Source organism: Mangrovimonas sp. ST2L15 (genome assembly GCF_001280515.1).
Classification (GTDB): domain Bacteria; phylum Bacteroidota; class Bacteroidia; order Flavobacteriales; family Flavobacteriaceae; genus Mangrovimonas; species Mangrovimonas futianensis.
The window spans coordinates 1870181-1883118 of record NZ_LBIQ01000030.1 but is presented as its reverse complement, the minus strand read 5'-3'; the positions used below and the strand labels follow the sequence as shown (position 1 = coordinate 1883118).

The 12938-nt window shown below is 35.9% G+C and carries 10 protein-coding genes; 5 read left to right on the top strand and 5 right to left on the bottom strand.

Going from position 1 to position 12938, the window contains the following annotated elements:
- Positions 1-24: 24 nt before the first annotated feature.
- A complete protein-coding gene (gene dnaN / locus ZA07_RS12335) occupies positions 25-1143 on the top strand; it encodes a DNA polymerase III subunit beta (RefSeq protein WP_053971974.1) in 1119 nt (372 codons plus the stop codon).
- Between the two features lie 60 nt (positions 1144-1203).
- Here the strand turns inward: dnaN and ZA07_RS12330 are convergent, their stop codons facing one another.
- The 3 genes from ZA07_RS12330 to ZA07_RS12320 form a co-directional block, all read right to left on the bottom strand.
- A complete protein-coding gene (locus tag ZA07_RS12330) occupies positions 1204-1542 on the bottom strand; it encodes a DUF4870 domain-containing protein (RefSeq protein ID WP_053971973.1) in 339 nt (112 codons plus the stop codon).
- 95 nt (positions 1543-1637) lie between these two features.
- The gene (locus tag ZA07_RS12325; protein ID WP_053971972.1) at positions 1638-2273 is read right to left on the bottom strand and encodes a DUF2202 domain-containing protein; all 636 of its coding nucleotides are present in this window, start codon (positions 2271-2273) and stop codon (positions 1638-1640) included.
- A gap of 70 nt (positions 2274-2343) precedes the next feature.
- Entirely contained in the window at positions 2344-4368 is a 2025-nt protein-coding gene (locus ZA07_RS12320) for an adenylate/guanylate cyclase domain-containing protein (protein ID WP_053971971.1), read from the bottom strand.
- A 123-nt stretch (positions 4369-4491) separates the two neighbouring features.
- Here ZA07_RS12320 and ZA07_RS12315 point away from each other — a divergent pair, with 123 nt between their 5' ends.
- The 3 genes from ZA07_RS12315 (at position 4492) to ZA07_RS12305 (ending at position 10466) form a co-directional block, all read left to right on the top strand.
- The gene (locus tag ZA07_RS12315; protein ID WP_053971970.1) at positions 4492-6330 is read left to right on the top strand and encodes a sigma 54-interacting transcriptional regulator; all 1839 of its coding nucleotides are present in this window, start codon (positions 4492-4494) and stop codon (positions 6328-6330) included.
- A gap of 174 nt (positions 6331-6504) precedes the next feature.
- Positions 6505-7056, top strand: coding sequence for an OsmC family protein (locus ZA07_RS12310; protein ID WP_053971969.1), 552 nt, complete (start codon positions 6505-6507; stop codon positions 7054-7056).
- Positions 7057-7106: 50 nt separating this feature from the next.
- Positions 7107-10466, top strand: a complete 3360-nt coding sequence (locus ZA07_RS12305; protein WP_053971968.1) for a thiamine pyrophosphate-dependent enzyme — start codon at positions 7107-7109, stop codon at positions 10464-10466.
- Here ZA07_RS12305 and ZA07_RS12300 read toward each other — a convergent pair.
- Positions 10456-11871, bottom strand: a complete 1416-nt coding sequence (locus ZA07_RS12300) for a rhodanese-like domain-containing protein (RefSeq protein WP_053972140.1) — start codon at positions 11869-11871, stop codon at positions 10456-10458. The two genes, ZA07_RS12305 and ZA07_RS12300, sit on opposite strands and share 11 nt — an antisense overlap.
- A gap of 183 nt (positions 11872-12054) precedes the next feature.
- Between ZA07_RS12300 and ZA07_RS12295 the strand changes: the two genes are divergently transcribed.
- Positions 12055-12426 carry a hypothetical protein gene (locus ZA07_RS12295; protein ID WP_053972139.1) on the top strand — a complete coding sequence of 124 codons (372 nt, stop codon included), beginning with the start codon at positions 12055-12057 and terminating at the stop codon, positions 12424-12426.
- A 7-nt stretch (positions 12427-12433) separates the two neighbouring features.
- On the opposite strand, the gene mscL is transcribed toward ZA07_RS12295, so the two are convergent.
- On the bottom strand, positions 12434-12871 hold the full coding sequence (mscL, locus tag ZA07_RS12290; protein WP_053971967.1) for a large conductance mechanosensitive channel protein MscL: 438 nt from the start codon (positions 12869-12871) through the stop codon (positions 12434-12436).
- Positions 12872-12938 lie beyond the last annotated feature (67 nt).

Below are 12938 nucleotides of genomic sequence, written 5' to 3'. Positions count from 1 at the left end.
ACGAACTTTAAGGATTCTGAATACATGAAATTTATAGTATCAAGCACCTATTTACTTAAGCAACTGCAAGTACTTGGTGGTGTTATCAATAATTCCAACACCTTACCTATTTTAGATAATTTTCTTTTTGAATTGAATGAAACAGAATTGACTATTTCTGCCAGTGATTTGGAGACCACCATGTCTGCCAAATTGGAAGTAGAAAGTGATAGTTCTGGTAGTATAGCAGTTGGAGCCAGAATGTTATTGGATACTTTAAAAACATTTCCAGAGCAACCTTTGACCTTTGTTGTTGAAGATAACAATACGGTAGAAATCAGTTCCAATCATGGAAAATATACTTTGGCTTATGCCGATGGGAATGAGTTCCCGAATGCGGTTACCTTAGAGGATTCTCAATCCACATTAGTTTCTGCCGATATATTGGCTACTGCTATCAGTAAAACTATTTTTGCAGCTGGTAATGACGATTTGAGACCAGTAATGAGTGGTGTTTTCTTTCAATTTTCAACAGAAGGATTAACCTTTGTAGCAACTGATGCTCATAAGCTGGTTAAATACTCTAGAGAAGATGTACAGGCTGGTCAAACGACCGAGTTCATTATGCCAAAGAAACCTTTAAACCTTTTGAAGGGAATACTGGCCACTAGTGATGAAAACGTCAATATTGAGTACAACGATTCTAATGCTAAGTTTTCTTTTGACAATGTGGAATTGGTTTGTCGTTTGATTGATGGAAAATATCCTAATTATGAAGCAGTCATCCCTAAAGAAAACCCAAACAAATTAGTAATTGATAGAACTCAATTTTTAAACTCGGTTCGTCGTGTGAGTATCTTCTCAAACAAAACAACCCATCAAATTCGTTTAAAAATTGCTGGTGCCGAATTAAATATTTCTGCAGAAGATATCGATTACAGCAATAAAGCCGAAGAGCGCTTGACCTGTGATTACCAAGGAGACGACATGCAAATTGGATTCAACTCTCGATTCCTTACTGAAATGTTGAACAACCTAAGCTCAGACGATGTACAATTAGAAATGAGTTTGCCAAATCGCGCTGGAATTTTAACTCCAGTAGATGGACTTGATGAAGGGGAATATGTAACCATGTTGGTAATGCCAGTAATGCTAAACAGTTAACCAAAATAAATGAATACCAATAGAAAAGCTCATCATAAAAGATGAGCTTTTTTTATTGGTCTAATTTATAAAACGAATCGACATCGGGTAATTCGTAACTTCATTGTTATTGGCCCTAATTGCATTTATAATAGGAAAAGCAATGGAAATTAAGCCTATGATAATAAGCCCTAAAACCCCCAGTCCCAACAATAGAATTAACGGTATACATATAAGCGAATAAATGATAATACTCAATTGAAAATTGATTATTTCCTTGCCCTGTTTATCCATGGCAAATACCTTATCCTTTTGTGTTCCCCATAAAACTAAGGGTACTAGGAGTCCACCAAAGCCTGTCAGGCATGTCAGTAACTGACTTAGATGGGTAACGACTAATAATTGTTTATCTTCTCTCATGATGTTTTTTTTGATTGATTCAATTATAGGTCGTCAAGCACCTTCAAATGTTACATTTTTAATATCAAAAATCAAATAATAGACTTTATTTACTCTTATAAACAAGATTGTTGTTCAGAATTCAAAATACTCTCATAAAGCTCAGGAGTTAAATAACTAGGAACATAATCTTCTCCTAAATTGGTAATACCAAATACAAAACTTCTCAAATGGTTTTCTGAGCCGCATTGAAGGCTTTCAAAAACGGCAACAATATCTGGGCGATCCATTTCATCTAAATAATTCTGCAGATCCACAATATCCAAATCCTCAATACCTGCTCCAACATTTAATGCTGAAAGAACATTTTGGGAACCTTGTTCAATCAAAGTATTGTAAAGGAATTGTAGCTCTTGATTATTAAAAGAGCCTACAGGTAAAATCTCATAGGATACATCATATTTATCTATAAGTGATTTAACAGCATCCATATGTGTTTGTTCACTTTGCTTGATATTCAAAAATTGATTGGTACCCCACAAATTACCCAGGTAAATATAAACATCTCGTGCCAGCTTCTCTTCTTCCAACATAAAAAGAAGTGCTTCCTCTTCAGAATCGGTTAGATTCGCATTGATCAATTGGGGTGTTGCAGTTTCATTGTCGTCATCACTACAAGATGAAAAACCAAACCCCACAGTAAACATAATTGCAACCATTACAATCCATGTTTTTCCAAACAAAGTTTTCATAGTACTTATATTTATCATAAGGTCGCAAAAAGAAACGAAGGACACAGTATCCCAAGTTACACATACCGAATTATTCAAGTAATTCATGCTGCTTTAACAAACCGTTGTAACGTGGGTCCTTCTTGATAGAGTCAAAATAATATAAAGAGTGATGATCAAAGAAATTACTTTTGTTTCTTGCCGAGTCCAAATAATAAAAAACACTGTCCTTTATATCCATTCCGGCAAAAACAACGGCAATACGGTGATTGGTCATGCGACCAAAAGGAAGCTGTCTGATACTATCTATCACTCTGTAAGCGGCAGCTGTATCTCCAATTTGGCCATAACTATAACCTAAGAAACGTAGGTAATTTTGGTCTTTTGCAACCAATTCCCGAAGTGGTTTAATAGCTTTTTTATAATCAGGTTTAGACATATATAATCTCATATACAATCTGTTTATTATAAACGGATCGCTCTCATCATATGTTTCAGAAATATGCTTAATCATTTTTTCAGCTTCTTCAAATAAGCCATTGGTCACTAAAGCATTAAAATAGCTTGAAGCGGTAGCAAATGACAGCGGGTCTAAACTATAGGCAATTTTGGTTTGTTCCAATTGCTTTTCAAATTGTTCGGTATAATAAAAATAAGTAGCATACTGATGTCTAGCCGTAATGTCATTGGGTGAAAGAAATATAGCTTTTTCAAATGCCTTTTCTGCTTCTGGATAGTTCTTTTCATGATTGAAGAGTAAACCTTTAACCGTGTAAATCCGCGCAATTCTATTATTTATATTTTCTGCCTTCTCCAAAAATTCCTTGGCCCTTTTTGAAGTTTCCTCTGGATCAGCATTGGCATAATAAGACATGAGGAAGGTAGAATTGGCTATCTCTGCATAGGCCTCAGCATAATTGGGATCAAGTGCCAAGGCTTGGTTGTAGTAATCAATACTTTTTTCAATGCTCTCTTTTGTCCGCTTATCTGCCTCCTGTTTTCCTTTTAGGAACAACTGGTAAGCTTCAATGTTTTTGGTAGGAATGATTTTCATTTCAGCCTGTTGTTCGTCTGTGAGACTTAACTGTAATGCTTCGACTATTTCTTCGGAAAGCTGGGATTGAATCAAGAAAATATCTGTCAAAGTTTTGTCATAATCTTCGGCCCAAATAAATTCATCATTCTTGGCATCAATTAATTGGGCTGTTACTCTTATTTGATTTCCTTGCATTCTTATGCTTCCTTCCAAAATAAAAGTCACCCCCAATTCCTCAGCTATTTCGGGAATTGTTTTTTTTGAATCCTTGTACTTCATAACCGAAGTCTTGGAAATTACATGTAAATCATGCAACCTTGAAAGGTTGGTCAGGATATCCTCCGTGATACCATCCCGAAACAAATCTGAGTTTTCTTCCAAACTTAAATTACTGAATGGTAGTACGGCAATTGACAACTTATTGGAAGGCTCCTTAGTGGCAAAAAAATAGGCTGCAAATGCCAAAACCAATAAAACCAACAAAACAGAAAGCACCTTTATTTTTCTAGAACTTTTTGAATGGGATATATCTCCTTTGGCTAGTTTCATTTTACTTCGAACCTCCTCAACCGTTGGCACTTTAATAAATTCATTAGAAATAGCAAAAACCGGTGTGGTCCCATCCACATTTTTGAGTTCAAAAGCATCTAAAAAAACCGTTTGTATATGACGGTGATTTCTAACTTGATCATGAACCTTATCTGATATTAAAATACTCCCAGGAATGGCCCCCGATTCTATTCTTGAAGCCACATTAACCGCATCGCCTATAATATCATCATTTGATAAAACAATATCCCCAACATGGATTCCAATCCTCACAGGGATGTCCAAATCCAAATAAACTTTTTGAAGTTCAATGGCACAATCAATAGCCTCAACGGTGCTTTTGAAAATACTCAGGGTTCCATCCCCAAAATATTGCACAACGGTTCCATGATATGCCTCCGTGGTACTTTCAAATGCTTTTCTATGTTTTATTCGGAGTTCAATGCCTTCTTCTTCATCTCTATTCATCAAAGAGGTATACCCTTCAATATCGGTAAACATAATAGCCGCCAATTGTCTACTTGAAGACATGAAATTTAGAGTTAAGTTAGTTCTTACTAAGGTAATGAAAATACTTAATGAATTGAATTCCTATTCATTATATAAATGCAGTTGAAAATTATTAATATCTTTAATTATCTATTAGTACAGCAAATGGCTACCAAAATACCTTCAATTTCATTTCTTTCCTCGGTTTCTTTTTTTTCAAAAGTCTCAGAGAACTCTTTAAAGCATTTGGATAGCGTTCTTATCAAAAAGGAATTCTCTCAAAGGGATATTATTTTCAAAAAAGGAGAGCCTGGAGATGTTATGTATATTATAAAGGAAGGTGAAATTAAAATCCATGATGAGCATCATATATTTCATATAGCGCTACCAGGGGATTGTTTGGGTGAATATGCACTGATTGATCAAAAAGAAAGATCGGCCACAGCAACATGTACAGAAGATTCCACCTTGTTATTACTTAAACAAGAGGATTTTTTACACTTGATTCAAACAGATTTGGGATTTTCTAAAGGTGTTTTATCTGTTATGATTGAAAGACATCGGCACTTGGACCAAATGCAAATGGAATTGGCCAAATCCAAACATGATCTAGAGATTTCCAATGCCAAGTTTCAAGGACTTATTAATGGAGCCATGGATGCTATAATCATGATTTCAGAAGATTTCAAAATTCAAATGACCAATCCGTCTGCAAACATCATGATTGAAAATATGGATGCTATTCACAGAAATTTGTTATTCTTTCTTGATGAACCGAGTGCTCAATTTTTAGAAGATGAAATTAACGCTGCCAATAATGAAAAAAATAAATTTAAGAAATTTCTCCCCCAACCCATCACTGTTATTGGCTCTAACGAAACCCTGTCAATACATGAGGTGACCTTGAGCAAGATTGAAGATGAAAAGGGACTTTTATACCTCATTATTTTTAGAAATATAGAAGATAAAATCAAGACGGAACATACCATAAAACTTTTAACCAAGAAGACGGAATATCTGGAAGCCGAGTTACAGGAAAAGTCCAACAATCATGGTATTACCGCGAAACATGAAACCATGCTCCAAGTTTTAAGGCAGATAGACCAAGTGGCTACAACAGATGCTACGGTTTTAATTACCGGAGAAACAGGGACTGGAAAAGAGTTGGTAGCAAAAGCCATTCACCAAGCAAGTTTCAGATTTGACAAACCTTTCATTAGAATAAATTGTGGAGCCATACCCTCTAATCTCATAGAAAGTGAACTGTTCGGACATGTTAAAGGGGCCTTTACAGGCGCTTCGACAGACAGAAAGGGTCGGTTTGAACTTGCTCATTCTGGCACTTTATTCTTGGATGAAATTGGCGAACTACCCCTTGATTTACAGCCTAAACTACTAAGGGTTATTCAAGAAGGTGAATTTGAGCCTTTGGGAAGTTCTAAAACGATTAAAGTGGATGTGCGGATTCTTGCTGCAACCCATAGGGATTTGAGGAAACGGGCTGAGAAAGGCACTTTTAGAGAAGATCTTTTCTATCGTTTAAATGTATTTCCCATTCACATACCCCCTCTTAAAGAAAGAGGCAATGATGTTTGTGACATAGCCAATGACATGGTCGCAAATTTTTGCAAAAAACTAAACAAGCCATTAATACAATTTTCAGAATCCGATATTAATCTTCTTAGCTCTTATCAATGGCCGGGAAATGTTCGAGAATTACAAAACTTAATGGAACGAGCCGTTATAATCTCTCAAGAAGGACAAGTTAATCTAAGCTCTATTATTCCTTCTATAGGCCCAAATGAAATCAAATCTGAAGCAATCCCAGACAATCCAATTTGGACAGCCTCCCAATTAACCGACTTTGAAAAAGAGAATATTGTTAAAGCACTCGAAAGAACCAATTGGAGAATTTCTGGAAAGAATGGTGCAGCAGCACTTCTTCAATTACCACCTACCACCCTCTCCTCAAAAATCAAGGCCTTAAAGATTATAAAACCCTGATCTTAACGATTTTTCGTAATCAACCGTAACGAAATTTCGTGAATTCACGAGATTTCGTGAGTCTTCCCAAATACACAATCTCGTTTATTTTCTTGATTTACAAGTATTTATGTTTTTTGGCACGCCAAATGCATATATGTGGTTGTCAATGTTTAACAATTAAAATTTAAAAAAATGATTACTACAGAAAACATTAAAAACGGAGTAAACGTGGATCAATTAGTTGAAACAGTAGGAGCTGTTCAAACGAATCCAGAATTAGCAAAATTCAAATTTAGAGCTAAAAACAATTGGATTGATGGTGGGCACTGTGTGTCTAGTATCAAGAGCTTTTATGGTGTTGGTGCAGAAGACCAATCTAGAAAAGAAACCTTTACAATGGAATGTAGCCACCCAGAAGTTCTTTTAGGACATAATGAAGCGGCCACACCACCAGAAGTTGTACTTCACGCTTTAGGATCTTGTTTAACTGGAGCTATGGTTTATCACGCAGCAGCCAACGGAATTGAAATAGAAGCTGCTGAGGCGTCTTTGGAAGGAGATTTAGATTTGCAAGGTTTCTTAGGATTGGATCCTGAAATGAGAAAAGGATTCAATGGAATTACCTTTAAACTTAAAGTAAAATCTGATGCTACTCCAGAACAGTTGGAAGAATTGGCAAAATTCTCACCTGTTTATGACATGATTACCAATCCAACACCAGTTTCAATCGAAATTGTAAAGTAAACTGTTTTTAAGCCCATTCCCTTTTTGAATGGGCTTAAAATTTTTGAATCATGAAACCTTCTCATTACATCGTATCAACTGGAAATAAAGAAGTTGCTAAGGTAGCTTTTAAGACCAATGAAATATTCCCTATTTATCCTATTACACCAGCTTCTGAAATCTCAGAGTCAGTTGAAGAATGGGCTTCTTTGGGTCACAAAAATATGTTTGGTCAAATACCCGAAGTAATTGAAATGCAAAGTGAAAGTGGTGTTGCAGGAACCCTTCACGGCGCCCTTCAAACCGGATCTTTGGCCACTACCTTTACAGCATCACAAGGTTTACTTTTAATGATGCCAAACATGTATAAAATGGCAGGTGAACTTCTTCCCCATGTCATTCATTGTCCCACACGTAGTATTGCAACCCATGCTTTATCTGTTTTTGGAGATCATAGTGATGTGATGGCCATTAGACAAACTGGGTATGCCATGTTGTGTGCTAACTCGATACAGGAAGTTCATGATTTTTCTTTCATAGCGCAGGTGGCCACTCACAAAACCCAAATTCCTTTTATCCATTTTTATGATGGTTTTAGGACGTCCCATGAAATCAACACTTTGGAGCCTATTTCAGATGAAGTGATAAGTCAGCTTTACCAACCAAACGAATTGACTAACAATCTTTTTGAGCGTAGATTAACACCTTTCAACCCTAAAATAAAAGGTACATCCCAAGGACCAGACACATTTTTTCAAGGTAGAGAAGCCATAAACCCAGTTTATGAATCCTGTGCTTCACAAGTTCAAAATATTATGGATGAATTTGCAAAATACACCAATCGATCCTATAAAATCTTTGAATACTGCGGACATCCTGAAGCAGAACATATCATTGTTTGTATGGGTTCTGGGGCCGAAACAATAGAAGAAACCATAAATCATTTAAATCTTAGAGACGAAAAATTGGGATTGATCAAGGTTAGATTATATCGTCCTTTCTATAAAAAAGCCTTTTTGGATGCCTTACCTAAATCGGTTAAAAATATCGCCGTTTTAGATCGAACCAAAGAGCCCGGTTCTGCTAAAGAACCTCTTTTCTTAGATGTATCACAAACTTTATTGGATGCATTTCAAACTCAAAACATACAACATCTTCCAAGAATTATGGGGGGACGTTACGGTTTGTCTTCAAAAGAATTCACTCCCAATATGGTACAAGTTATTTTTGAAAACCTCAAATCAGAAACTCCAAAAACTGATTTCACGGTGGGAATCAATGATGATTTAACTCACAAAAGTCTCAAAATATCTGAGAGTTTCAACTTAAATTATAATTATAATGTTGAGATACAACTGGTAAAAAAAACTAACGAAACTAATTCATTTAATCTTGAAAGATTCTGTCAAAAACTTCAGTCAAATTCAGAAAAGTTTGTTCAAGGATATACTGAAATAAGCTATAAAAAATCTGACTATTTGGAAATCTCACATTTAAGAATTTCAGAAAACCCAATAAAGGCTCCTTATCTGATACAGCAACCAAAATATTTCTATTTGGATTCCTTGGATATACTCAATCATCAATCATTTTTATCCAAATTGAAAGCAAACACCATCCTTTTCATAAATCAACTTGAAACTGAGGTAAGCTTAAACCAGATATGTCTTGACAAATTAAAAAACAAAGGGATTACACTTTATCATATTCCTCAAAAGGATTTATCAGAATTGATATTTGAAATCATGAAAAACCACAATCAAATCAAAATATTGGAAACTTCTGATTATTTGAAACCAATCAAAATAGAAAATGTGCAATTAAACCATCAACCGACTGACTCTGGTTCGCAAGTACATGAGTTTATTCAATCCATTTTAAATGGGGAAGGAAATGAATTGCCAGTGAGTGAATTCCCAAATGATGGCACATATTATACCAATACTTCGGAACTGAACCAACGCTTTTTCCGAGCAGAAATTCCAGAGTGGGATTCGAATGCTTGTACGCAATGCGGTTTATGTAGTTTGGCTTGTCCGCAATGTGCCATTAGATTAAAATCTCTTGGTACTTTAGACATAGAAGAAATGCCTTCCAGTCTGACCTACAAGCCATTTAATGATAAGGATTGGCAAAGTGATACATACTTTTCCGTAGCTATCAATCCTGACCAATGTACAGGTTGTAATCACTGCGTTGATTTTTGCGAAACCAAAGCTTTAAAAATGGTCAAAAATACACCCGATAAAAAAGAGCTTTGGGATTCCCTTTCAAAAGTTCCAGAAATGGATCGTACCTCAATAAACCCATTCAAATTAAAACAACAACAATTTTTAGAACCTTTATATAAATATCCCTACGGACCGGAAGGCTGTGGGCAAGCACCTTACCTCAAAGTACTTTCACAACTTTTTGGAGATCGCATGCTTGTGGCCAATGCCACAGGAGCCAGTTCTATTATAGGTGGTGCGCTTCCTACTACCCCTTGGTCAACCAATGATGAAGGTCATGGTCCTGCTTGGTCCAATTCTTTGTTTGAAGATAATGCCGAATTGGGCTTAGGCTTTGCCCTTTCAAATAGACTTCAAAATTCCAAAGTGAAAAGCGAGCTTATTTCATTTTCAAATCACATTCCAAATCATCTCATTGAACAAGTCTTGAACAACCCTCAAAAAACAACTGTAGACTTCCAAAAAATGAATATGGACATAAGCCGAATCAAGGTAATTCTGTTGAAAATGAATTCAGATAAAGCTTTAAAACTAAGTTCAAAATTAGAGCAACTCATTAAAAAAAGTGTTTGGTGTATTGGAGGTGATGGATGGGCATACGATATTGGGTTTAGCGGGATTGATCATGTCTTGGCGTCGCAAGAAAACATCAACATATTAGTTTTGGATAATGAGGTTTATGACAACACTGGAGGGCAAGCCTCTAAAGCTACCCCATTTGGCGCCTCAGCAAAATTCCAATATCAAGCGAAACCCAGAATAAAGAAAGACTTAGGACAAATAGCCATGACTTATAAACATGCCTATGTAGGATCCATAGCCTTAATGGCAAATCCTGAGCAAGCACTAAAGACCTTAATTGAAGCGGAACAATACGAGGGTCCATCAATTATATTGGCTTATTGCCCTTCTGCTTCCCACGGTATCGACATGAAACACCCTAAAAAACATATACAAGCCGTGGTAAATTCAGGACATTGGCCTTTATATCGCTACAATCCTGAATTAATATCTGAAGGTGTAAATCCGTTTCAATTAGATACAGAAACACCTACACTAAAAATTCAAGAGTTTATACCAATGGAAAAGAGATTTCAAAAACTAATGGATTCCAATCAACCTGAGGCCTTATTTGAAAATATTCAAAACCAATACGACAAAAAGTACCGCGAATTGAAAAAGCTAGAATCTATTTTTTAAGAGTGGAAGGACAAACCTCATCGGTAACAGGAATACCTGCCTCTTTCATGGCATCAAATCCACCAGCAATTTCAACCAAATTGTGAATGCCTCGGCTTTTTAAAATGGAGGCAGCAATAACCGATCGGTATCCTCCTGCGCAATGCATGTAAAAGGTTTCTTCCTGAGGAAATTCAGCCAGATGATTGTTTAAATAATCAAGTGGAGTCAGAAATGCTTGTTTTAAATGTGAAGTCAGATACTCTCCTTCTTTACGAACATCAAAAACTGGAATATCACCTGTTGAAAGTCTATCCTTAAACTCTTCAGCAGAAATAGAAATGATGGAATCGATTTGTTTTCCAGATTTCTTCCAGGAATCAAAACCACCTTCCAAGTAACCAATTGTTTGATCAAAACCAACACGTGATAATCGTGTAATCGCCTCTTCTACCCTTCCTTCTGGAGCGATCAAAAGAATGGACTGCTGCACATCTGCAATCAAAGCCCCAACCCAAGGTGCAAAACCACCATCAATTCCTATAAATATAGATTGTGGGATATGCCCTTTAACAAATTCATCTTGATGGCGAACGTCAAGAACTATTGCTCCTGTTTCATTAGCAGCTAATTCAAATTCTTCGGGGGAAAGCCCTCTGGCTCCTCTTTCTATAATATCTTCAATATCTTCATAACCTTCCTTGTTCAATTTAACATTTAAAGGAAAGTATTGAGGCGGAGGAGTCAACCCATCTGTCACCTCCTTTATGAATTCCTCTTTAGTCATATCTGCGCGAAGAGCATAATTCATTTTCTTCTGATTACCTAAAGTATCAACCGTGATTTTCATCATATTCTTACCACAAGCTGAACCTGCTCCATGAGCTGGATATACGGTAACCTCATCACGTAAAGGCATGATTTTTTCCCTGAGGCTTTCAAAAAGCAAACCTGCCAAATCCTCCTGAGTCATATTGGCGGCTTTTTGCGCTAAATCTGGTCTACCAACATCTCCTAAAAACAAGGTGTCCCCACTAAAAATAGCATAATCCTCACCATTTTCATCCTTTAGTAAATAGGTTGTACTTTCCATAGTATGTCCTGGTGTATGCATCACCGTGATGGAAACTTTTCCCAATTGAAACGTCTGACCATCTTCGGCTATTATTGCTTCAAAGGATGGATTTGCTAAAGGTCCATAAATGATAGGAGCTCCTGTTCTTTTTGACAAAGTAAGATGTCCACTTACAAAATCAGCATGAAAATGGGTTTCAAAAATATACTTGATGGTTGCATTTGCCTCATCAGCGCGATCCAAATAATTTTGAATCTCTCTTAGTGGATCTATTATAGCCACCTCTCCTTCACTTTCAATATAATAGGCCCCTTGGGACAAACATCCTGTATAAATTTGCTCAATTTTCATTCGATGGGTTTTATTCAGATTGGCCTCAAAAATAATAATGTTTTTAAAACTATTTGGATGGAATTTAATTTTATCAATTTCCACCTACTTCAAAACCATTCAAACAAATGATTTTCAATAACCTATATTTCCTTTAACATGTCATTAAGCAAAATTTTTAAAAATTATCGCTATATTTATTGTATGATAGCTCAAGACAAAACAGAAAACGAAATTTTTTTAAAAGAATCAGTAACGTATCTAGAGAAATTAGGTTACAACAACATTAAGGCCGACGTGGAAGGCTATGAAACCCCAAAATCTTACCTAAAAAAGGGATCAGATGTTGTCATTACACCGGACATTGTAGCAGAAAAAGCGGGAAGAAAGCACTATTTTGAGATTAGCTTAAAATCAGAAAAGCCTAAATTACTTAAATCTAAATGGCGCTTCTTGGATGTTTTAACCCGCATGAAAGACCATAGATTCAGGATTATTACCCGCAGGGGTCACTACAAATTTACTCAAGACATGTTAGCCGATTTAAATTTAGAGAAAGACCCTATTAAACTTTAAATCGCAATTACTTTTTTAATAATTTATTTTGTTCTTCCATCAAATCAGTTAATTTGGTGAGGAGTTCTATATCCTTTGGTGTCGCTACCGTTTTATCCTTAACATCATGCGATTTTTCCCTAAGACGGTTCAAAAATTTGACAACAAGAAAGATGGTAAATCCAATAACTAAAAAATCTAAGATGGCTTCACCAAAAGCGCCATAACCTATTGCCACTTCCTCAGAAAGAACTTCACCCGTTTGACTAAGAATAGCTTCTTTTAGAATGATCTTTTTGTTTTGAAAATTTACGCCATCTGTTAATAAACTTAGTGGTGGCAGCATAATCTGTTTGACAATAACATCCACCACTTTATTGAACGAAGCTCCAATAATGACCCCAATGGCCATATCCATCATGTTTCCTTTTATCGCAAATTCCTTAAACTCTTTTAATAGCTTCATACCTTATTCATTTTCTGTGCAAAGTAATCTTAAAAGCTAAAATTTCAATCTTCCATTTGAAATTTTT